This is a genomic window from Acidovorax sp. SRI_002 (genome assembly GCF_057586455.1).
Genome location: NZ_JBYCZW010000011.1, coordinates 89,141 through 110,017, shown reverse-complemented (window position 1 = coordinate 110,017; position 20,877 = coordinate 89,141). Strand labels below are relative to the sequence as shown.

Genomic DNA, 20,877 nt, shown 5'->3' with positions numbered 1-20,877 from the left:
TGCCATGCGGGGATTCTGTCGCAAAAAAAAGCTCGCAATCAGACTGCTAAATCGCGCACCACCTGCTGCGGATGGGGCCACGCAGCACCGTCGAGCAGGCCAAACAAAAAAGACCCCGAGGCTGACGCCTGGAGGTCTTTGTTTGTCATTTGCGGAACGTCACGGCGAACAAACGCGGAACATGCTGCAAATAACATAGCTAAAAAGCTATGGTGCCCGGGGCCGGAATCGAACCGGCACGCCTTGCGGCGGGGGATTTTGAGTCCCCTGCGTCTACCAATTTCACCACCCGGGCTGGAATTCGTGAAGCCCCAAATTATGGCACAGTAGGGCGCATGAAATATCCGACGATTGAAGATGCAGTGGGTAACACCCCTCTGGTCGCTTTGCAGCGCATTGGGGCCAAGGACAACGCGGCGCGCGGCAATGTGGTGCTGGGCAAGCTGGAGGGCAACAACCCTGCCGGGTCAGTCAAGGACAGGCCCGCGCTGTCGATGATCCGCCGGGCCGAGGAGCGTGGCGACATCCGCCCCGGCGACACGCTGATCGAGGCCACGTCGGGCAACACCGGCATTGCGCTGGCGATGGCGGCGGCCATCAAGGGTTACCGCATGGTGCTCGTGATGCCCGAAGACTTGTCCATCGAACGCGCACAGACCATGAAGGCCTTTGGTGCCGAACTTGTGCTCACGCCCAAGAGCGGCGGCATGGAGCACGCACGCGACCTGGCCGAGGCCATGCAAAAGCGCGGCGAGGGCAAGGTGCTCGACCAGTTCGGCAACCCCGACAACCCACGCATCCACTACGAAACCACCGGCCCGGAGATCTGGGAGCAGACGGGCGGGCGCATCACGCACTTTGTGAGCGCCATGGGGACCACGGGCACCATCACCGGCGTGTCGCGTTTCCTCAAAGAGAAGAACCCTGCCATCCAGATCATTGGAGCGCAGCCCGAAGAGGGTTCGCGCATCCCGGGCATCCGCAAGTGGCCGCAAGAGTACCTGCCCAAGATCTATGACCCGAGCACGGTGGACGAGCTGGTCTATGTGAACCAGGACAGCGCCGAAGACATGTGCCGCCGCCTCGCGCGCGAAGAGGGCATCTTTGCAGGCATCTCGGCCGCAGGCGCGTGCTGGGTGGCGCAGCAGATTGCGGCGCGCGACAGCAATGCCACCATCGTGTTCATCGTGTGCGACCGGGGTGACCGGTATCTGTCTACCGGTGTGTTCCCTGCGTGACAGGCGGCCGCCGGCTGCCGGGTTCGAAGGTTTTAATGAAATTGGCTGCTAGCGCTTGATGGATAAGCGCTAGCAGCTATAAAAATAATAGCTTTACTATGCACTACGAAGTCCGCCACTGCACCCACTGCGGTACCGCGCTACAGCCCATCACCCTGGCCGAAGACGGAGGCGACAAGGAGCGGCTGCGCTGCCCCGCCTGCGGCTGGACCCACTGGAACAACCCCACGCCAGTGCTGGCAGCGATTGTCGAGATCGACGGCAAGGTGCTGCTGGCGCGCAACGCGGCCTGGCCGGGCAAGATGTTCGCGCTGATCACCGGCTTCATGGAGGCAGGCGAGTCGCCCCAGGAAGGCATTGCGCGCGAGGTGAAGGAGGAAACCAACCTCGACGTGCAGTCCACCACCCTGGTGGGCGCCTATGAGTTCCTGCGCATGAACCAGATCATCATTGCCTACCATGTGGTGGCCACGGGGCAGGTTCAGTTATCGCCCGAGCTGGTGGATTACCGGCTGTACGATCTGGCAGACCTCAAATGCTGGCCGGCGGGCACGGGCTACGCGCTGGCCGACTGGCTGCGCACCAAGGGGCACGAGCCGGTGTTTTTTACCGCTGAAGAAAATGCAGAACGGCGGCGCGGCCTGGACGAACAACCGCCGCAGCCGCCAAAGGATTGATGACCATGGACATTCACAAAGAAATCGACACCCGGGGCCTGAACTGCCCCTTGCCCATCCTCAAGGCCAAGAAGGCACTGTCCGACATGGCCAGCGGCCAGTTGCTGAAGGTGGTGGCCACCGATGGCGGGTCGCTGCGGGATTTTCAGGCGTTTGCCAAGCAGACGGGCAACGAGCTGGTGGAGCAGCAGACGGTGGGCGAGGAATACATCCACATCCTGCGTCGGCGCTGACGGCATCGCGCCGGTCTCAAGGTCTTCGGGATGTCAAAGTCTTTCGACAAACTCTTTTGGCATGACGGCAATTTGACGGATGTTTCGTTCTCCGTAGATGCCAAAGGCAAATCTACAGTTCAGCTGCAGGCACTTTTCTACAAGGACGAGCAGGCGCCGCAGAGGCAGCCGTATCAAATCAGGTGCGAAGCAGTGTCCCGCTTTCAATGCACGCTGGACAGTGACGAACTCAAGCGAAACATGTTCGCGGGCAATATCTCAAACGGGTATCTGAAGGGCGATACCCTCTGGATCTACTTCACGGACGGCCTGCTGGAATTGCGGGCGCTGCGCTTTCGCCTGATGAAGTCTTGAGGCCATGCCGTGACAGCGCCTGGCGCTGACAGCCGAGGCAGGCCTTCTGTCTCGGCTGCCTTGGATCAGAGCGCCAAGGTCTTCAGATATTCCCGGAACTGCGCGCCCACCTGCGGGTGCTGCAAAGCCAGTTCCACCGTCGCTTCCAGAAACCCTTCCTTGCTGCCGCAGTCGTAGCGCTTGCCTTCGTACTGGAAGGCGTACACGGCTTCGTGCTGCATCAGGCGGGCGATACCGTCGGTGAGCTGGATCTCGCCGCCCACGCCGCGTGGCTGGTTGCGGATCTCGTCGAACACGCCGGGCGTGAGGATGTAGCGGCCGGCCACGCCCATGCGAGAGGGGGCTACGTCGGCCTTGGGCTTTTCGACGATGCGTTCAATGCGGATCAGCGGGCCGCCAGCGGGCTCGCCGGCCACGATGCCGTATTTGTGGACCTGGTCTTCCGGCACTTCCTGCACCGCGATGACCGAGCGGCCTTGCTGGCGGAAGGCGGTGGCCATCTGGGCCAGCACGGGCTGGCCGCCTGGGGGGCCCACCATCAGGTCGTCGGCCAGCAGCACGGCAAAGGGCTCCTTGCCCACCAGCGGCTCGGCGCACAGCACGGCGTGGCCCAGGCCCAGCGAGCGGGGCTGGCGCACGAACGCGCAGTCCATGTCGTCGGGCTGGATGGAGCGTACCAGCGCCAGCAGTTCCTTCTTGCCGGCGGCTTCGAGTTCGGCCTCCAGCTCATACGCCGTGTCGAAATGGTCTTCGATGGCGCGCTTGCTGCGGCCGGTCACGAAGATCATGTGGCGGATGCCAGCGGCATAAGCCTCTTCCACAGCATACTGAATCAGCGGCTTGTCAACCACGGGCAGCATTTCCTTCGGAGACGCCTTGGTGGCGGGCAGAAAACGGGTGCCCAGGCCAGCGACGGGAAATACGGCTTTGCGAACGGTGGTGGCAACAGTCATGAGACTCCTTGAGTGAAGACAGGGATTCGGGGTGTTGTGGTCGTCGTGGATATGCAAGTGTCAGGCCAGAGCTGCCCGGCCCTTCACTTTTGTTCTGTCAGCCCAGGCGACCCAGCTGGTCGCGCAGGCGGGTCAGCGTGGCGCCGAAGTCAGCGATGCGCTTCTTTTCCTGGTCGATCACGGCCGGTGGGGCCTTGGCCACAAAGGCTTCGTTCGAGAGCTTGTTGTTGGCCTTGGCGACTTCGCCTTCGATGCGGGCGATTTCCTTGGACAAGCGGGTCTTCTCGGCGGCCACGTCAATCTCCATGTACAGCGCCAGCCGTGCTTCGCCCACCACGGCCACAGGCGCTGCCTGCGCGGCAGCGGCCCAGGCGGCTTCGTCGTCAAACACCTTGACCTCGCTGAGCTTGGCCAGGGCCTGCAGCACCGGGCCTACACAGCGCATGAAGTCGGTGTCGCCCACGGTGTACAGCGGCAGGCGGGTGGACGGGGACACGTTCATTTCGCCACGCAATGCGCGGCAAGCGTCCACCAGGCCCTTCACGCGGCCCATGTGGGCAATCGCGGCCTCGTCGATCTTCTCGGGCTGGGCCTGGGGGTAGCGCGCAATGCTGACCGACTCGCCCGGGATGCCTGCCACAGGCGCCACCACCTGCCACAGGGCTTCGGTGATGAACGGGATGATGGGGTGCGCCAGGCGCAGGATGGCTTCGAGCGTGCGGATCAGCGTGCGGCGCGTGGCGCGTTGCTGCGCTTCGGTGCCGTTCTGGATCTGCACCTTGGCGATTTCCAGGTACCAGTCGCAGTACTCGTTCCAGACAAAGTCGTAGATCGTGTTGGCCACGTTGTCCAGGCGATATTCCTCAAAGCCCTTGGCGACTTCGGCCTCGGTCTTTTGCAGCAGCGAGCTGATCCAGCGGTCGGCCTGGCTGAACTGCATGTAGCCGTGGGCAGGGCCACCGGGCTGGCACTCTTCCTTGGTGTGCTCCTTCAGGCCGCAGTCCTGGCCTTCGCAGTTCATAAGCACAAAGCGGCTGGCGTTCCAGAGCTTGTTGCAGAAGTTGCGGTAGCCCTCGCAGCGCTTGCTGTCGAAGTTGATGCTGCGGCCCAGCGATGCGAGCGCGGCAAACGTAAAGCGCAGCGCATCGGCGCCATAGGCCGGGATGCCTTCGGGGAATTCCTTTTGCGTGTTCTTGCGCACGGTGGGTGCGGTCTCAGGCTTGCGCAGGCCGGTGGTGCGCTTGTCGAGCAGCGGCTCCAGGGCAATGCCGTCGATCAGGTCCACCGGGTCGAGCACGTTGCCTTCGGACTTGGACATCTTCTTGCCCTGCGCGTCGCGCACCAGGCCGTGGATGTACACGTGCTTGAACGGCACGCGGCCCGTGAAGTGCGTGGTCATCATGATCATCCGGGCAACCCAGAAGAAGATGATGTCGTAGCCCGTGACCAGCACGGTGCTGGGCAGGTACAGGTTGAAGTCGTCGGTTTCGGCGGTGCCTTGGTTCGGCCAGCCCATGGTGCTGAAGGGCACGAGCGCGGACGAGTACCAGGTGTCCAGCACGTCTTCATCGCGGCGCAGCGTCTTGCCCGGGGCCTTGGCCTGGGCTTCGGCTTCGTCGCGGGCCACGATCACGTTGCCGTCTTCGTCGTACCACGCCGGGATCTGGTGGCCCCACCACAGCTGGCGGCTGATGCACCAGTCCTGGATGTTGTTCATCCACTGGTTGTAGGTGTTCACCCAGTTCTCGGGCACAAAGGTCACTTCACCGCTGGCCACGGCGTCGATGGCCTTTTGCGCAATGCTCTTGCCGGTGGCGTCGCCTTCGCCCACCTTGCTCATCGCCACGAACCACTGGTCGGTCAGCATGGGCTCGATCACCTGTCCGGTGCGGGTGCAAATCGGCACCATGAGCTTGTGCTTCTTCACCTCGACCAGCGCGCCGATGGCTTCGAGGTCAGCCACCACGGCCTTGCGGGCCACGAAGCGGTCCATGCCCTGGTACTTGGCAGGCGCGTTCTCGTTGATGGTGGCCTGCAGCGTCAGCACCACGATCATGGGCAGCTTGTGGCGCTGGCCCACGGCGTAGTCGTTCTGGTCGTGCGCAGGCGTCACCTTGACCACGCCCGTGCCGAATTCCTTGTCCACGTACTCGTCGGCGATCACCGGAATCTGGCGGTCGCACAGCGGCAGGTTGACCATCTTGCCGATGAGGTGCGTGTAGCGCGCATCCTCGGGGTGCACCATCAGCGCCACGTCGCCCAGCATGGTCTCAGGCCGGGTGGTGGCCACCGTCAGGCTGCCCGATCCATCGGCCAGCGGGTAGGCGATGTGCCAGAGCGAGCCGTCTTTTTCTTCGCTCTCGACTTCCAGGTCGGACACGGCGGACTGCAGCTTCGGGTCCCAGTTCACCAGGCGCTTGCCACGGTAGATCAGGCCCTGCTCGTACAGCTTCACGAAGGTGTCGGTGACCACGGCGCTCAGCTTGTCGTCCATGGTGAAGTATTCGCGGCCCCAGTCCACGCTGTCGCCCATGCGGCGCATCTGCGTGGTGATGGTGTTGCCAGACTTTTCCTTCCACTCCCACACCTTGCTCACAAAGTTCTTGCGCGCCTCGGGCGGGGTAGGGCCCATGTCGTAGCGGCTGATGCCCTGCTCTTGCAGCTGGCGTTCCACGACGATCTGCGTGGCGATGCCGGCGTGGTCAGTGCCCGGCACCCACACGGTGTTGAAGCCACGCATGCGGTGGTAGCGCGTGAGGCTGTCCATGATCGTCTGGTTGAACGCATGGCCCATGTGCAGCGTGCCTGTCACGTTGGGCGGGGGCAGCTGGATGGAAAAGGCGGGCTCGCCCGCCTGGGGCTGGCCCGTGCCACGGTGGCCTGCGGTGCCATACCCGCGCTTTTCCCATTCAGGGCCCCAGTGGGCTTCCAGCGCGGCGGGTTCAAAGGACTTGGACAGGCTGTCGAGGCCGGGTTGTGCTTGGGGCGTGCTCATGGGGTTTGGCAGAAGGAAGAGGCAGGCACAGGGCGTGCCTCAACGGTCAAGAGGGTGGACCGGGCATTTTACGGGAGCGCCAGCCGGTCTTCCCCTGCGCTCGCATCCCACCGGCATTCCGTCTGTCGGGCATTTCTCGCCAATTGTTACCTTGTCGCTCGACCTGCCCGCCGTGGCGTCTTGATAATCCCGCCCGGTGGAGCGAGAGGGCCCCTGGAGAGGGGGCGGGCTCCACGCATTGCCCGGGTCAAAAACATACAACCAATCGTTCCCATCCATGCATCTTCCATCCGCACTCCGCGCGGGCCTTGCCAAGGTCTTTGTCTACGCGCTGCTGGCGCTTTTTCTCATCCCGGCGTTGACCTATGGGTTCACCGTCTACGCGCAGCGCGACCAGGACGCGAACTTTGTGGCCGGCATCAGCCAGCGCATCGACGCTGAAAAGGGCATGCCGCCCGCCGAGAAGCAGGCGCGCAAGGATTACTACCGCAGCAATCCGCCGTCCACCATTTGCAGCAGCCAAGACCCCGAGGCGCAGGACTACCGCGAAGCCCTGTGCGAGCGCTATTCCGACGTGTGGCAGTTCCACATGGCGCGAGCAGTGTCGTTCTGGACCCTGGTGGCCAGTGGCGTGCTGCTGGTGGCGGTGCTGGGCCTGGGCGCGCTGGCCTTTGCCGACCGCACGCTGCAGTACACCAGCTTTGTCGCGGGCTGGCGCCTGACCACCTGGGCCAGTGCCGCCGCGCTGGTGGTGCAGGGGGCGATGGCGGTGTGGCTGTCGTTCTGGGTCACGGCGTTCTTCTTTCACAAGTATTCGCCCAAGCTCATCATCGTCGTGGGGCTGGCCGTGGCGGTGGGTGTGTTTGTGGCGGTGGCGGGCATCTTCAAGCGCGTGCAGTCTGACAACCATGCCGTGGGCGAGCTGGTGTCCGAAGACGATGCGCCCCTGCTGTGGAAGCGCATCCGCCACATGGCCCAGCGCCTGAAGACCGAGCCTCCGCAGAACATCGTGGCGGGCATCGACGCCAACTTTTTCGTGACCGAGGCGCCGCTCACGGTGGGCAACCACACGCTCACGGGCCGCACGCTGTTTGTCAGCCTGCCCCTGCTGCGCATCCTCGACCAGGCCGAGGCCGACGCGGTGTTTGGCCACGAACTGGCCCACCTGCGCGGCGGCGACACCCAGAGCAGCGCCCGGCTGGGCCCGAAGCTGGTGCAGTTTGACCACTACCGCCATGCGATCCGCAGCGGGGGGCTCTCGGCCGTGGTGTCGCCAGTGCTGGACCTGTACCGCACCATCTTCGAAATTGCCCTGGCGCGCGACAGCCGCGAGCGCGAGTTCAAGGCCGACCGCATCGCTGCCAAGCTCATCTCGCCAGCGGCCATTGCGCAGTCGCTGGTCAAGATCGCGGCCTACGCGCAATACCGTTTCAAGATCGAGGACGAGCTGTTTGGGCGCAACGAGCGGCACGACACCACCACGCTGGGCATCGCCCGCTTTGTGGCCCAGGGGCTGGCGCCCTATGCGGCGTCCAGCGATTTTGTGGATGCGATGAAGACGGCCAATGTGCCGCACCCCTTTGACTCGCACCCCGCCATGCCCGAGCGCCTGCGCAACGTGGGCATGGCACTGAAAGAGCGGGACTACGGTGCCATCGCCGTGCGCGCGCCCGCTGCCACCTGGGTGCAGGAGATATTGACGGCGGACGCGATCGAGCAGCGCCTGTGGAGTGACTATGAACAGCAGTTTGCGCAAGACCATGAACGAAGCCTGGCCTACCGCTACGAGCCCGCCACCGACGAAGAGCGCGCGCTGGTGCTGCGCTACTTTCCACCCGTGGTGTTTGCGCTCAAGGGGGAGAACACGGTGGAGGTCAGCATCGACGGCATCCGCACCTCGGCCGACGAGACCACGGTGTTCTGGGACGCCATCAAGGCGCTGGAATTCAAGGAAAGCAGCTTCGGCAATGCACTGGTCGTGACGCACCCCGAGAAGAACGCCCTGGGCCTGGGCGCCAAGACCAGCAAGATCAAGCTGTCCGGCCTCACCAAGGAAAAGGACCAGTTCAACGCCGTGGTGGGGGCCTACTGGCAGCGCCACCAGATCATGCGCGCGCAGCAGCAACAGCCTCAAGAAGGGTGATTGCTACCGCTGGAGTGGTTGGTGGAATTTTGCTACTAAATAAATAGCTGTTAGCGCTTGTTGGTAAAGCGCTGGAGGCTATTTTTACCTGTATTTTTATCGCTGACGCCACGTTGCACGTTGGGTGTGCAACGTGGCGGCGCCAAAGGCTTGTCAGCCTTTGACGAACTCTGGCCGGTCGTTCTGCTGCGGCTTGAGCGGTTCCACCGCCTTGCCTTCAGCGCGCTCCTTGCGCCACTGCTCCTTGCGCGCCGTCCACTCGTTCAGGCGGGCGTGGGCCACGGTGCTGTCCTTGGCCATCTTTTCCTCGTCGGCCAGTTGGGCCGACAGCTCCAGGCGGATGCCGTTGGGGTCAAAGAAATAGATGCTGTGGAAGATGTGGTGGTCCGTTACGCCCAGCACCTCGATGCCGTGGGCTTCCAGGCGCTTCTTGGTGTTCTCCAGCTCCTGTACCGTGTCCACCCGAAAGGCAATGTGGTTGACCCACAGCGGCGTGTTGGGCGAGGGCTCTGCCTTCACGTCGTCGCCCAGGTCGAAGAAGGCGATGAAAGAGCCGTCCTTGAGGCGAAAGAAGAAGTGCGTGTAGGGGCAGTATTCGCCCGTGCTCGGCACGTAATCGCTCTGGATGATGTGGTACAGCGGCAGGCCCAGGATGTCCTCATAGAACTGGCGCGTTTCTTCAGCGTCACGAGCCTTGTAGGCGTAGTGGTGCAGCTGCTGGATGGGCGCGGGCGGGGGCAGGGTGGCCAGATCAGGTTTCAGGATGGCGTTCATGCAGAGTCTCCTCAAATCGGTTTTGCGATTCTACTATTCGTAATTGATTTACGTTAAGTTAATTTTTTGACAGCCGGGATTGCGGTACATTCCGCAGTCGTCCTTCTTTGCCCCTGAGGTATTCGTCCGATGCGCCTGTAAGCCCCTCAAGCCTTTCCTTCCTGCTTGCCCTTTGCCGGGCCGGGCGGTTGTATGTCTTGTCTGGAGTGCTTTTGCATGGCGACACCTTCAATGCCGGGCGATTCCGCCCATCGCAGTCGCGGCGCTGCTGCAGCCTCGACGGCTGCCTTCCCTCCTCGGCCCTCTATTGCCGCGCCCCGCAGTGCGGCTTCGTCTGCGGGTCCCGTTGTCCTTCAGTTCCACGACGTCACATTCAGCTTGCCTGACGGGCAGGCACTGTGGGCACGCCCGCTGAATGTGGCCCTGGGCCAAGGCGTGACCGGCTTGGTGGGCGCCAACGGCGTTGGCAAAAGCGTTTTCTTGCAGCTTGCGCAGCGCATGCTCCAGCCTGCAAGCGGTGTGGTGGCGGGTAGCCCGTCGCTGCACGCGGTGGCGCAGGAGGTCGGTGCAGCCCCTTCGGCCACCGTCGCCGATATTGCGGGCCTGGGCCCGGTTCTGGGTGCACTCGACCGACTGGAAGCGGGCCGGGGCACGCCCGACGATCTGCTTTTGGCCGACGGGCGGTGGGACCTGCCCTCGCAATGGCAGCAGGCGCTGCACGCGCTGGGGTTGGGCCACCTGCCGCCGGGACACGCGGCGCAGCACCTTAGCGGTGGCGAGCGCATGCGCGTGGCGCTGGCGGGGGCATTCCTGTCGGGCGCCGATCTGCTGGTGCTGGATGAGCCCACCAACCACCTGGACCGGCCGGGTCGGCGCTGGTTGATGGAGTCGCTGGCGCAGTGGCGCGGTGGCGTGCTGGTGGCCAGCCACGACCGCGAATTGCTGGGCATGGCGAACAACATGGTTGCGTTGTCTGCAGCGGGGCTGCAGCGCTACGGCGGAAACTGGTCCGTGTACCAGGCACAGCGCCAGGCCGAGGCTGCTGCTGCCCAGGCCGCGCTGGACCACGCGCGCACCGAGCGCGAGCGGGGCATGCGGGCGCTGCAGCGCGAGCACGATGCCCAGCAGAGCCGCGCCGCGCGGGGGCGCGAGGCCGGCCGCACTGCCAACCAGGCATCCGTCCTGCTGGACCGCAAGAAGAACAACGCCCAGGCCCACGCGGGTCGCGAGCACGAGCGGCAGCAGCAGGAGCGCCTGCGGCTGAACGATGCGGTGCGCGAGGCCGCTCAGCGTGTTCCTGCAGGGGGCGCTACGGCGCTGGTGCTGCCCCAAAGCGCCGTGCCTGCGGGCAAGCAGGTGCTGGCGTTCGAACAGGTCCATGTGCCGCATGCGCCGCCCGGCTTTCCTCCGCTCCATGGAGTCTGGAACGGGCCCATCCGCATCGCCATCACTGGGCCCAACGGCTGCGGCAAAAGCAGCCTGCTGCGCACCATTGCCAACCCTGCGTTGGCCACTGCGGGGCGGGTGTTGCGGGGTGTGCGGGCCGCCTGGCTGGACCAGCACAACGCCGACCTGCTTCCACCCCAGCACGGTGTGTTGGCGCGCCTGCAGGCGCTCGGCACACCCCTGCCCGAAGCGGCGCTGCGCACGCACCTGGCCCAGCTGGGCTTGGGTGCGGACAAAGTGCAGCGGCCTGCGGGCGTGCTCAGCGGTGGAGAGCGCATCAAGGCCGCCCTGGCCTGCGCCCTGTGGTCGGGCGAGCCCGCGCAAATGCTGCTGCTCGATGAGCCCACCAACCATCTCGATGTGGATGCCATCGAAGCGCTGCAGTCCGCCTTGCAAGCCTTCACGGGCGCGCTGGCCGTGGTGTCGCACGACGTCACCTTCCTGCGTGCGCTTGGGCCTCATGTGGTGTGGTCCTGGCAGCCGCAAGGCTGGAACCTGGATGCCACGCTGGACGCCGCCTGACACGCGCGGCGAAGTGCGCGTGCATGAAAAAGCCACCCGCTGCGTGAACGCAGGGGTGGCCCGTGGGTTTGGCGCGCAGCAGCCGCCCTTCAGGGGCGAGCAGCCCGCGTGCCTGCCGATGGTGGATTACTGCTTCACAGCTTCGATCTGCACCACCAGGCGCACGTTCTTGGGGAAGCCCCATTCCACGCCGTAGTTCATGCCCCACTGGGTGCGGTCGATGGTGGTTTCAAAGTCGCCACCGCACACTTCGCGCTTGAGCATGGGGCTGTCGTAGCAGTTGAACTGCGTGGCCTTGAGGGTGACGGGCGCGGTCTTGCCCAGCAGCGTGAGCTGGCCGGTCACTTCGCTGACCTTGTCGCCGTTGAAGCTGAACTTGTCGGACACGAACTTGATCGTGGGGTGCTTGGCGGCGTCAAACAGGTCGGCGCTTTGCAGGTGCTTGTCAAAGGGAGGCGTGCCGGTGTTCACCGAGGTGGTGTCGATGGTGATGTCCACCTTGCCGGTCTTGGCGGCGCGGTCAAATTCCACAGTGCCTTGCTTCTTGTCGAAGCGGCCACGGTTGGTGGATGCGCCGAAGTGACCGATCTCGAACGTCACGAAGGTGTGCGTGGGGTCGATGGCGTAGTTGGCGGCCTGGGCAGCGCCAGCGGTCATTGCGGTGGCAGCGGCCACGGCGAGCAGGGAGAAGAGGGACTTGCGCATGGAAAAGACTCCTTGAAAAGAGGAACTACGAAACGAACCAGGGGAAAGTGGGGTGAAAGGGGCGGGGCTGCCGTTGGCAACCGGTCAAAGCTTGTTCACGCCCGTCAGTGCGAGCTTGAACTTCACGGTCACGTCGTCGGCCACCATCGAGGTGTCGGCCCACTCGTTCTCGCCAATCTTGAAAGCCAGCCGCTTGATGGGCAGCGTGCCGGTGGCCGTGGTGGTGGGGCCGCTCTGGGTCAACGTCACCGGCACTACCACGTTCTGCGCGGTGCCCTTGATGGTGAGCTTGCCCGCCACCTCAAACTTGCCGCCGCCCAGCGCCTTGATGGCCGTGGATTCGAACTGCGCCTGCGGGAACTTGGGCACGTTGAACCAGGTGGGCTTGGGCAGCTCGGCATCGGTTTCGCGCGAGCCCAGCGTGGCGCTGCCGGTGTCTACGGTGAAGGCGATCTTGCTCGTGGCCAGCTTGGCGGGGTCAAACGCCACCTGGGCGCTGAACTTCTTGAAATGGCCATCCAGCGGCACGCCCATCTGGCGCGCGGTGAACTGCACCTCGCTCTGGGCGGGGACCAGTTGCTGCTGGGCCAGTGCGGCCTGCGCGCTCAAGGCTACGGCGGCCACCAGGAGGGTGCGAGACAGGTGGGAAGACAGGTTCATGCAAAAAACTCCGTTCAAAAGACAGAAAGTGAAAACCAGATCCATGATCTGGAGGGCGGTGCGTTGCCCCGCCATGCACGCGACTCAGGGGTGTTTCATCTGCCCGGCAGCATGCGGGCGATGAGCCCATCGCGGTCCACGATCTGGTGCTTGAGCGCGCCTGCGATGTGCAGCAGCACCAGGCCCGCCATCGCAAAGGCGGTGTATTGGTGCCAGGGTTTGATCGCCTCGGCCAGCTCCTTGCTCACGGGCACGAAGTCGGGCAACTGCCAAAGGCCCAGAAACACGATGGGAAAGCCTGCTGCCGAGCTGTAGGCCCAGCCAATCAACGGCACGGCGAAAAACAGCGTGTACAGCAGCCCGTGCGTGGCGTGGTGCGCCAGCTTTTGCCAGCCCGGCATGGCGTTTTCGATGGCTGGCGGCAGCGCGGGAGGGCGGTGCGTGGCGCGCCACAGCAGGCGCAGCACCGACAGCACGAGGATGGTGACCCCCGCCCACTTGTGCCAGTTGTAGAGCTTGAGCCGCTGCGGCGAGAACGGCAGCCCGGTCATGTAAATACCCACGCCAAACAGGCCGATCAGTGCCAGGCCCAGCACCCAGTGCAAAAGCATGGCGGTGCGCGTATAGCGGCGGGGCGGGGCGTCTGCAGCGGTGCGGGTGGCGGTGGCTGAAGCAGTCATGAAGAGAGGAAACGGGGGGCTGTTGGACGGAGCGCCGGGCGGGGTCGCCAGCCCGTTCGGGGCTGACATCCGTCAAGCGATGGGGCAGTGTAGGAAGCCGTTGCCGCATTCGGCTTCAGGCAGATTGATGCTTCAATTCAAAAAAAATGAATTGATAAGGCCTGAGCGCTCAAAGTTCCCCAATGCTGTGCACGTTGCACCAGCGTGTATCCGATGGGGTGTGAGGGCGGCGGATTCACCAGGGATGCCCTGGTTCGGTGCGGCCCAGAGCGCTGCGGCCCGGGCTTTTTTACGCAAAGGGCTGCGCCTGGAAGGCGCAGCCTTGCAAAGAAGGCCGTTTACCGGCCGAGCGCGGCCTTCTTCCAGGCCTCGGCGGCGGCGCTGTCGTCGCCGCGTTTTTCTGCCAGCTCGGCCAGATGGCGCCAGGCGCTGGCCCGCAGGCTGGTGTCGCCCAGTTGCTGCGCCGCCTGTGTGAGCAACTGCTGGGCCTTGCCCCACAGCTGGCGCTTGAGGCAGGCCATGCCCGCCAGGTACTGCAGGCGTGCGTCGCGGGGATTTCCCTGGTAGGCCGATTCGATGCGCGCCAGCCAGGGGGCGTCGAGGTCGTCCAGCCCGGCTTCGAGTGCGCGCACCAGCTTCAGCGCATGGTGTTCGGCCAGCGCGTCGGGCAGGTCCACCATGCGGTCCCACACGGGCAGCAGCCAGGCGCGTACCTGCGTCGCGTCGCCGCCCAGGGCTGCCAGCCGCTGCGCGGCGTGGATGGCCAGCTCGGGCATGCTGCGCTCGGACGATTCCAGCGACATCCAGGTCTGCTGCAGCTGCGCGGTGTCGTGTGCGCTGTTGATGAGTTCAATGGCCAGGCCCCGCACGATGCTCTGGGCCGCAGCGGGCGAGAAGGCGCGGTGCTTGCCCAGCAGGCGTGCGGTGTCCAGCGCCTCCTGCGTCTGGCGTGCCAGGCGCGTGGCCTTGAGCTTGATGCGCAGCGACAGCGTGCGCCGGGCGGCACCCTGCGGCAGGGCGGCCAGGCGGTCGAGCGCAGCGTTGGCATCGCGGTCGTCCAGCGACCAGCGGGCGGCACGCATCTGGGCGCCCTCGCGCATTTCCTGCTCGTTCACGGTGCCGCGCAGCGGTGCCTCTTGCAGGGCGTCCTGCAGATGGCTTTCGCGCGTGGCGCTGTCTTGCAGCGCGTGCGAGGCCTCGGCCGCAATCATGTGGGCCAGGGCGCGCAACTGGCGGCCGTGGGGCACGGCCTCGCCAGCGGTGGCCAGCGCGTTTTCTTGCGACAGCGCAGCCACCGCGGCCTTGCGCGAGCGGATGAAGCGCCCGCCCAGCATGTGCGTCAGGGCGTCCAGCAAGGCCGCATGCATGGCGCGCTCCTTTTGCTGCACGCGCCAGCGCCGGGCCTGGTGGGGCAGCTCCAGCAGCGCCGCCAGGGCGCGCAGCGCGGCGTACACGGTGACAAACCCGCCCACCAGCAACAGCACGACCAGGTTCAGCGACAGGTCGATGCGGTACGGCGGCCAGTACAGGGTGACGGTGCCCTGGTTGTTGCCCGCAAACAGCGCGGCGGCCACGGCCACGCCAAACAACGCCAAAAGCCAGAGTGCTGCACGCATGCGTACCGCTCCCTTACCGGCCGGCTGCAGCTGTTGCCAGCGCAGAGAGCGTTTCGTCCAGGCGCGGCTGCTCGGCCGCTTTCATGCTGGCCTGGGCGGTCTGCAGCGTGCTGGCAGCGTTCTGCGTGCGGCGCGATGCCGGGTCAAAGTATTTGTTGAGCGCAGCGTTGGCGGCGGCCAGGTCGGCGCGGGCCGATTCGAACTGGCGCGCCAGCACGCCCAGGCGGGCGTTGAGCAGCTTGAGCTTGAGGTTCTCGCGCAGGAAGAAGGTCTGCTCGGGCGCCAGCAAGATGGCCTCGGGCTGGTCGATGCGGCTCACGCGCACCAGGCCCCGGGCCTCGTCGCGCACCACTTCCCAGCTGCGCTGCAAGGCTGCCTGCCACCAGGCCAGGTCGCCCTGGTTGAGCGGTGGCGTGTTTGTGGGCGCGGGTGTGGCTGCCAGGCGGCGTGTGGCGGCGGCCTGGGCCACGGCGTTCAGCACGGGCAGCTCGTCCACCTGGCGCACCAGGTCGTCCAGGCGCGCCAGCAGGCCGGCGGTGTCGGTCACGGTGGCGCGGGTCAGGCGGTCCAGGTCGCGGCCAATGGCGCGCTGCACGGGCGCCAGGCGGGGCTGGGCGGCGCGTTCGATGCGCTGGTTGGCGCTTTTGAGCGCGGCCACCAGGGGCTCCAGGCTGCCGGTGAGCTGCGCTTGTTGCTGCGCCAGGCGGATGGCCGATTCGATGTCCACCACCAGGTTCTCGTCGCGCGAGCGCGACAGGCTTTGCATGAGTTCTTCGAGCTGGCTGCGCTGCAGCGCCACTTCGCTCACCCGCGCTTCTGCCACCGACAGGCGCGCGGCTGTCTCGCGCACCAGTTCTTCGGCCTGGCGGGCCATGGTGCGGGCCTCGATGGCCTGCGCGCCCGAGTCTGCGGACTGACGGGCCAGTTGCTCTTGAATGGCGCTGAGCTTTTGCCACAGCATGCCGCTGCTGACCAGCGCGGCAGCGGCCACCGCGCCCAGGAGCAGCGTGACGGCGCCACCCCGGCCCGGGGTAGGTGCTGGAGGTGCGCCCACGGATGCCGCGGCAGGTACCGCCATGGGCGCTGCGGTGGGTGCGGGGGGCAGATCGTTGGGGGGCACGGAACTCATGCGGCCGATTCTATCGAGGCCACCACATCCTCCAGCGCCGGACGGCATTCCCGCACGGTGCCAAAGCCCGCTGCGCGGGCCGCTTCGGCGATGCGCGGGTGGGTGGCCAGCGCGTGCGCGGCGCCCCAGTGCTGGCCGGGCAGGGCTTCGGCCAGGTGGGCTACGGCTTCAGAGCTGCTCAGCAGCCAGATGGAGCCATCGCACGCCGCCTGTTGCGCCAGCGCCACCTCGTGCGCTGAAAAATGCGGTGCGCCGCGTTGGTAGGCCACCACAAACTCCACCGTGCCGCCCGCTGCCTCGATCTGGCGCGCCAGCCAGTCGCGGCCGTTGCCTAGGCTTTCATGCACACCCTGGGGCGTGGAGGACCTCCCTCGCACGATCAGCACGCAGTCGCCGGGCCGGATCTGCCCAGAGACCTGCTGCCACAGCGCTTCCGAGTCGAACTGGGGGGCATCCGGTGCCGGGCCGTCGATGCAGCCAGGCGGCACACCGGCCTGCTCCAGCGCACGCGCCGTGCCGGGGCCCGGAGCCCATGCTCTTGTTTTGATAGCTGCTAGCGCTTGTCCATCAAGCGCTAGGGCCTCATTTGGCTCAAAAAAATGAAACACCGCATTGCCACTGACAAACATCAGGGCCCGGTACTGCGCAAGCCGCGCATGCGCCTGGGTGAGTGCTTGCTCTGCCGCTGCGTCACGGCAGGGGCCGATGGCGATGAGCGGCAGGGCCACGGCATCCACACCACGCGCGCCCAGCAGCTTGACCCAGTGCGCAGCCTCGCGGGCGGGCCGCGTGACGATCACCCGGGGCATGGCATGCGCGTTCAAACCAGGGGTTCGGCGCCCCGGGCACCACCGGCACGCAGGCGCTGCGCAATCGCGTCGCCCAGCGCTTCGGCCTGCGCCAGCGTGGAGACGGCGGCGTTGGCCGCTGCGCGCACCAGGGGGGCCTGCGCGTCCACGTCGCCCCAGGCGGCATCGAGCTGCAGCACGCCATCGGTGAACGTGCCGTGCGCGGCCAGCGGCATGGAGCAGCTGCCGCCCATGGCGCGGCTCACGGCGCGCTCTGCGGCCACGGTCAGCCAAGTGGGCTGGTGGGCCAGCGGGGCCAGTGCTGCGATCAGGTCTTGCCGGTCGCTGCGCACTTCAATGCCCAAGGCACCCTGGCCCGCTGCGGGCAGCATGGCCGTGGGCGCAAACGTGGCGCGGATGCGGGATTCCAGCCCCAGGCGCTGCAGGCCCGCAGCCGCCAGCACGATGGCGTCGTACTGGCCTTCGTCCAGCTTGCGCAGGCGGGTGTCGAGGTTGCCACGCAGGGGTTCGATCTTGAGGTCGGGCCGCAGGGCCTGCAGCAGCACCTGGCGGCGCAGACTGGAGGTGCCCACCACCGCGCCCTGGGGCAGGGCATCAATGTTCGGGTAGTTGGGCGAGACAAACGCATCGCGCGGGTCTTCGCGCTCCATCACGCAGGCCAGGGCAAAACCCTCGGGCAGCTCCATGGGCACGTCCTTGAGCGAATGCACGGCAATGTGCGCGCGGCCTTCTTCCAGCGCCACCTCCAGCTCTTTCACAAACAGGCCCTTGCCGCCCACCTTGCTGAGCGAGCGGTCCAGGATCTGGTCGCCCTTGGTGGTCATGCCCAGCAGCTCCACCGTGTGGCCCTGTGCGCGCAAAAGAGCCTGTACATGCTCGGCCTGCCACAGCGCCAGGCGGCTCTCTCGGGTGGCAATGACGATGGAAAGGGGGGAATGGGCGAGGCTCAAGTTCGTAACCTGTTTGTAATCATTCAGGGGCGGGCGATGCTAGCATGCGCCCGCACTGGGGCCGGTGCGCCCCGGGGGACGCGGGGGGCAGGCGGCGCCAGGTCACCTACCCACCTCCGGAGACCCACGCACCATGAAACGATCCGACAAGGACCAGCCCCTGATTGACGACATCCGCCTGCTCGGCCGCATTCTGGGCGATGTGATCCGGGACCAGGAGGGCGTGGCCGCCTACGAATTGGTCGAGCAGGTGCGCAAGCTTTCGGTGGCCTTCCGCCGCGATGCCGACCAGGAGGCCGACCGCGCGCTCAAGAAGCTGCTCAAGTCCCTGTCGGGCGACCAGACGGTGAGCGTGATCCGCGCCTTCACCTACTTCAGTCACCTGGCCAACCTGGCCGAAGACCGCCACCACATCCGCCGCCGCGCCGTGCACGAACGCGCGGGCGACACGCAAGAGGGCAGCATCGAAGTCGCCCTGTCGCGACTGCGCTGGGCTGGCATTGCGCCCAAGACCATCTCGCAGACGCTGGCAGGCAGCTACGTGGCCCCCGTGCTCACCGCCCACCCCACCGAGGTGCAGCGCAAGAGCATTCTGGATGCCGAGCGCGACATCGCCCAGTTGCTGGCCACGCGCGACGACATCCAGGTGCGCGCCCAGCTCTACAACAGCGCCAAAGACGCACTCACCCCCCGCGAGCTGGCCGCCAACGAAGCCCTGCTGCGGGCCCGCGTGGCGCAGTTGTGGCAGACGCGCCTGCTGCGCTACAGCAAGCTCACGGTGGCTGACGAGATCGAAAACGCGCTTTCTTATTACGAAGCCACCTTTCTGCGTGAGATCCCCAAGATCTATGCGGACCTGGAAAACGAGCTGGGCCAGTACCCTGTGCACAGCTTCTTGCGCATGGGCCAGTGGATTGGTGGCGACCGTGACGGCAATCCCAACGTCACCGCGCAGACCTTGCAATATGCCCTGAGCCGCCAGGCCGAAGTGGCACTGCGCCACTACCTGACCGAGGTGCATTACCTGGGCGGCGAGCTGTCGCTGTCGGCCCGCTTGGTGCAGGTGTCGGCCGAGATGGAGGCCCTGGCCCAGCGCTCGCCCGACACCAACGAACACCGCGTGGACGAGCCCTACCGCCGCGCCCTCACCGGCATCTACGCGCGCCTGGCTGCGTCGCTCAAGGACCTGACCGGTGGTGAGGCCGCCCGCCATGCCGTGGCCCCACAAAACGCCTACGCCAGCGCCGAAGAGTTCCTGGCCGACCTGCGCGTGATCGAAGCTTCATTGAAGTCGCACCACGGCGAAGCCCTGGCCGCAGAGCGCCTGCACCCGCTGATCCGCGCCGTGCAGGTGTTCGGCTTCCATCTGGCCACGGTGGATCTGCGCCAAAGCTCCGACAAACACGAAGAAGTGGTGGCCGAGCTGCTGGCCAAGGCCCGTATCGAGCCCAACTATGCGGGCCTGCAGGAGGCCGCCAAGCGTGCCCTGCTGATCAAGCTGCTGAACGACGCACGCCCGCTGCGCGTGGTGGGTGCCGAATACTCTGCCCATGCCAAGGGCGAGCTGGCCATCTTCGAAACCGCCCGCGTCATGCGCGAGCGCTTCGGCCACGAGGCTATCCGCCACTACATCATCAGCCACACCGAAACCGTGAGCGACCTGCTCGAAGTGCTGCTGCTGCAAAAGGAAGTGGGCTTGATGAATGGAACCTTGGACACCGAGTCCAAGAACCACCTCATCGTGGTGCCGCTGTTCGAAACCATTGAAGACCTGCGCAACGCCGCGCCCATCATGCGCGAGTTCTATGCACTGCCCGGCGTGGCGGCGCTGGTGCAGCGCAGCGGTGGCGAGCAGGACATCATGCTCGGCTACAGCGACAGCAACAAAGACGGCGGCATCTTCACCAGCAACTGGGAGCTGTACCGCGCAGAGATCGCCCTCGTCGAACTCTTCGACGAACTCGCCACCAGCCACGGCATCCAGCTGCGCATGTTCCACGGCCGGGGCGGCACTGTGGGCCGGGGCGGCGGCCCCAGCTACCAGGCCATCCTGGCGCAACCCCCCGGCACTGTGCGCGGCCAGATCCGCCTGACGGAGCAGGGCGAAGTCATCGCCTCCAAATACGCCAACCCCGAGATCGGCCGCCGCAACCTCGAAACCCTGGTGGCCGCCACGCTCGAAGCCACGCTGCTGCAGCCCACCAAGCCCGCCACCAAGGCGTTTCTGGACGCCGCCGCGCAGCTCTCGCTGGCCAGCATGGGCAGCTACCGCGCGCTGGTGTACGAGACGCCCGGCTTCACCGAGTATTTCTTCAACTCCACGCCCATCCGCGAGATCGCCGAGCTCAACATCGGCTCCCGTCCCGCCAGCCGCAAGGCCAGCCAGAAGATCGAAGACCTGCGCGCCATCCCCTGGGGCTTCAGCTGGGGCCAGTGCCGCCTTACGCTGCCCGGCTGGTACGGCTTTGGCTCGGCGGTGGACGCCTTTGTGAACACCGAGGGCAAAGACCCCAAGACCCAGCTGGCCCTGCTGCAAAAGATGTACCGCCAATGGCCGTTCTTCCGCACCCTGCTGTCCAACATGGACATGGTGCTGGCCAAAAGCGATCTGGCCCTGGCCTCACGCTACAGCGAACTCGTCACCGACGCCCGCCTGCGCAAAAAGGTGTTCACCAGCATCGAGGCCGAATGGCACCGCACGGCAGAGGCCCTGACCCGCATCACCGGCGACAAACAGCGCCTCACGCACAACACGGCCCTGGCCCGCTCCATCAAGCACCGCTTTCCGTACATCGACCCGCTGCACCACCTGCAGGTCGAGCTGGTTCGCCGCTGGCGCGCAGGGCAGGGGGATGAACGGGTGCAGACGGGGATTCACATTTCCATTAATGGGATTGCTGCGGGGTTGCGGAATACCGGCTGAGTGGCGGACAGCGCAGCGCGATTCGAACCTGCGCATCGCGGCCTGTTTTGATCGCAGGCACCCATAACAA

Annotated in this window: 17 protein-coding genes and 1 tRNA gene; 7 read left to right on the top strand and 11 right to left on the bottom strand. The window is 65.7% G+C overall.

Annotated features, from left to right (window positions below; translation table 11 throughout):
- Positions 1-210: 210 nt before the first annotated feature.
- A tRNA-Leu gene (locus AC2YJX_RS25240) sits at positions 211-295 on the bottom strand.
- Between the two features lie 40 nt (positions 296-335).
- On the opposite strand from AC2YJX_RS25240, the gene cysM reads away from it, so the two are divergent.
- From cysM to AC2YJX_RS25220, 4 genes are all read left to right on the top strand, one after another.
- Entirely contained in the window at positions 336-1,238 is a 903-nt protein-coding gene (cysM, locus tag AC2YJX_RS25235) for a cysteine synthase CysM (RefSeq protein WP_055401636.1), read from the top strand.
- A gap of 98 nt (positions 1,239-1,336) precedes the next feature.
- Complete coding sequence (locus tag AC2YJX_RS25230) at positions 1,337-1,915, top strand: NUDIX domain-containing protein (protein WP_055401638.1); 579 nt, start codon at positions 1,337-1,339, stop codon at positions 1,913-1,915.
- A gap of 5 nt (positions 1,916-1,920) precedes the next feature.
- On the top strand, positions 1,921-2,148 hold the full coding sequence (locus AC2YJX_RS25225) for a sulfurtransferase TusA family protein (protein WP_010459874.1): 228 nt from the start codon (positions 1,921-1,923) through the stop codon (positions 2,146-2,148).
- Between the two features lie 30 nt (positions 2,149-2,178).
- Positions 2,179-2,502 carry a hypothetical protein gene (locus AC2YJX_RS25220; protein WP_487257626.1) on the top strand — a complete coding sequence of 108 codons (324 nt, stop codon included), beginning with the start codon at positions 2,179-2,181 and terminating at the stop codon, positions 2,500-2,502.
- Positions 2,503-2,567: 65 nt separating this feature from the next.
- Here AC2YJX_RS25220 and galU read toward each other — a convergent pair whose 3' ends face one another.
- Positions 2,568-3,455 (bottom strand): UTP--glucose-1-phosphate uridylyltransferase GalU, encoded by an 888-nt coding sequence (gene galU / locus AC2YJX_RS25215; protein ID WP_055401640.1) that lies wholly within the window; start codon positions 3,453-3,455, stop codon positions 2,568-2,570.
- A 97-nt stretch (positions 3,456-3,552) separates the two neighbouring features.
- A complete protein-coding gene (locus AC2YJX_RS25210; RefSeq protein ID WP_487257625.1) occupies positions 3,553-6,450 on the bottom strand; it encodes a valine--tRNA ligase in 2,898 nt (965 codons plus the stop codon).
- Positions 6,451-6,727: 277 nt separating this feature from the next.
- On the opposite strand from AC2YJX_RS25210, the gene AC2YJX_RS25205 reads away from it, so the two are divergent.
- A complete protein-coding gene (locus AC2YJX_RS25205; protein WP_487257624.1) occupies positions 6,728-8,593 on the top strand; it encodes a M48 family metalloprotease in 1,866 nt (621 codons plus the stop codon).
- Between the two features lie 153 nt (positions 8,594-8,746).
- Here AC2YJX_RS25205 and AC2YJX_RS25200 read toward each other — a convergent pair whose 3' ends face one another.
- The gene (locus AC2YJX_RS25200) at positions 8,747-9,367 is read right to left on the bottom strand and encodes a VOC family protein (protein ID WP_487257623.1); all 621 of its coding nucleotides are present in this window, start codon (positions 9,365-9,367) and stop codon (positions 8,747-8,749) included.
- Positions 9,368-9,583: 216 nt separating this feature from the next.
- On the opposite strand from AC2YJX_RS25200, the gene AC2YJX_RS25195 reads away from it, so the two are divergent.
- Positions 9,584-11,335, top strand: a complete 1,752-nt coding sequence (locus tag AC2YJX_RS25195) for an ABC-F family ATP-binding cassette domain-containing protein (RefSeq protein WP_487257622.1) — start codon at positions 9,584-9,586, stop codon at positions 11,333-11,335.
- Between the two features lie 126 nt (positions 11,336-11,461).
- Here AC2YJX_RS25195 and AC2YJX_RS25190 read toward each other — a convergent pair whose 3' ends face one another.
- From AC2YJX_RS25190 to hemC, 7 genes are all read right to left on the bottom strand, one after another.
- Positions 11,462-12,040, bottom strand: coding sequence for a YceI family protein (locus AC2YJX_RS25190; RefSeq protein ID WP_176888767.1), 579 nt, complete (start codon positions 12,038-12,040; stop codon positions 11,462-11,464).
- 84 nt (positions 12,041-12,124) lie between these two features.
- Positions 12,125-12,700 (bottom strand): YceI family protein, encoded by a 576-nt coding sequence (locus AC2YJX_RS25185; RefSeq protein WP_487257621.1) that lies wholly within the window; start codon positions 12,698-12,700, stop codon positions 12,125-12,127.
- Between the two features lie 95 nt (positions 12,701-12,795).
- Positions 12,796-13,380, bottom strand: coding sequence for a cytochrome b (locus AC2YJX_RS25180; protein ID WP_228899929.1), 585 nt, complete (start codon positions 13,378-13,380; stop codon positions 12,796-12,798).
- Positions 13,381-13,718: 338 nt separating this feature from the next.
- Positions 13,719-14,996, bottom strand: a complete 1,278-nt coding sequence (locus AC2YJX_RS25175; protein WP_431152271.1) for a heme biosynthesis protein HemY — start codon at positions 14,994-14,996, stop codon at positions 13,719-13,721.
- Between the two features lie 13 nt (positions 14,997-15,009).
- Positions 15,010-16,125 (bottom strand): uroporphyrinogen-III C-methyltransferase, encoded by a 1,116-nt coding sequence (locus AC2YJX_RS25170; RefSeq protein WP_487257620.1) that lies wholly within the window; start codon positions 16,123-16,125, stop codon positions 15,010-15,012.
- Positions 16,122-16,934: a uroporphyrinogen-III synthase gene (locus tag AC2YJX_RS25165; RefSeq protein WP_487257619.1), complete on the bottom strand. Its 813-nt coding sequence runs from the start codon at positions 16,932-16,934 to the stop codon at positions 16,122-16,124. The genes AC2YJX_RS25170 and AC2YJX_RS25165 overlap by 4 nt, the downstream gene beginning before the upstream one ends.
- 11 nt (positions 16,935-16,945) lie before the next feature.
- The gene (gene hemC / locus AC2YJX_RS25160; protein ID WP_487257618.1) at positions 16,946-17,884 is read right to left on the bottom strand and encodes a hydroxymethylbilane synthase; all 939 of its coding nucleotides are present in this window, start codon (positions 17,882-17,884) and stop codon (positions 16,946-16,948) included.
- Between the two features lie 133 nt (positions 17,885-18,017).
- On the opposite strand from hemC, the gene ppc reads away from it, so the two are divergent.
- Entirely contained in the window at positions 18,018-20,807 is a 2,790-nt protein-coding gene (ppc, locus tag AC2YJX_RS25155) for a phosphoenolpyruvate carboxylase (RefSeq protein WP_487257617.1), read from the top strand.
- Positions 20,808-20,877: the final 70 nt, after the last annotated feature.

What these genes read in the sequence shown, in the direction of transcription:
- AC2YJX_RS25175 (WP_431152271.1), bottom strand. Translation starts at nt 14,996, where the DNA reads ATGCGTGCAGCACTCTGGCTTTTGGCGTTGTTTGGCGTGGCCGTGGCC.
- AC2YJX_RS25230 (WP_055401638.1), top strand. Translation starts at nt 1,337, where the DNA reads ATGCACTACGAAGTCCGCCACTGCACCCACTGCGGTACCGCGCTACAG.
- cysM (WP_055401636.1), top strand. Translation starts at nt 336, where the DNA reads ATGAAATATCCGACGATTGAAGATGCAGTGGGTAACACCCCTCTGGTC.
- AC2YJX_RS25210 (WP_487257625.1), bottom strand. Translation starts at nt 6,450, where the DNA reads ATGAGCACGCCCCAAGCACAACCCGGCCTCGACAGCCTGTCCAAGTCC.
- AC2YJX_RS25205 (WP_487257624.1), top strand. Translation starts at nt 6,728, where the DNA reads ATGCATCTTCCATCCGCACTCCGCGCGGGCCTTGCCAAGGTCTTTGTC.
- ppc (WP_487257617.1), top strand. Translation starts at nt 18,018, where the DNA reads ATGAAACGATCCGACAAGGACCAGCCCCTGATTGACGACATCCGCCTG.
- galU (WP_055401640.1), bottom strand. Translation starts at nt 3,455, where the DNA reads ATGACTGTTGCCACCACCGTTCGCAAAGCCGTATTTCCCGTCGCTGGC.
- AC2YJX_RS25195 (WP_487257622.1), top strand. Translation starts at nt 9,584, where the DNA reads ATGGCGACACCTTCAATGCCGGGCGATTCCGCCCATCGCAGTCGCGGC.
- AC2YJX_RS25165 (WP_487257619.1), bottom strand. Translation starts at nt 16,934, where the DNA reads ATGCCCCGGGTGATCGTCACGCGGCCCGCCCGCGAGGCTGCGCACTGG.
- AC2YJX_RS25180 (WP_228899929.1), bottom strand. Translation starts at nt 13,380, where the DNA reads ATGACTGCTTCAGCCACCGCCACCCGCACCGCTGCAGACGCCCCGCCC.
- AC2YJX_RS25170 (WP_487257620.1), bottom strand. Translation starts at nt 16,125, where the DNA reads ATGAGTTCCGTGCCCCCCAACGATCTGCCCCCCGCACCCACCGCAGCG.
- AC2YJX_RS25220 (WP_487257626.1), top strand. Translation starts at nt 2,179, where the DNA reads ATGTCAAAGTCTTTCGACAAACTCTTTTGGCATGACGGCAATTTGACG.
- AC2YJX_RS25190 (WP_176888767.1), bottom strand. Translation starts at nt 12,040, where the DNA reads ATGCGCAAGTCCCTCTTCTCCCTGCTCGCCGTGGCCGCTGCCACCGCA.
- AC2YJX_RS25185 (WP_487257621.1), bottom strand. Translation starts at nt 12,700, where the DNA reads ATGAACCTGTCTTCCCACCTGTCTCGCACCCTCCTGGTGGCCGCCGTA.
- AC2YJX_RS25225 (WP_010459874.1), top strand. Translation starts at nt 1,921, where the DNA reads ATGGACATTCACAAAGAAATCGACACCCGGGGCCTGAACTGCCCCTTG.
- AC2YJX_RS25200 (WP_487257623.1), bottom strand. Translation starts at nt 9,367, where the DNA reads ATGAACGCCATCCTGAAACCTGATCTGGCCACCCTGCCCCCGCCCGCG.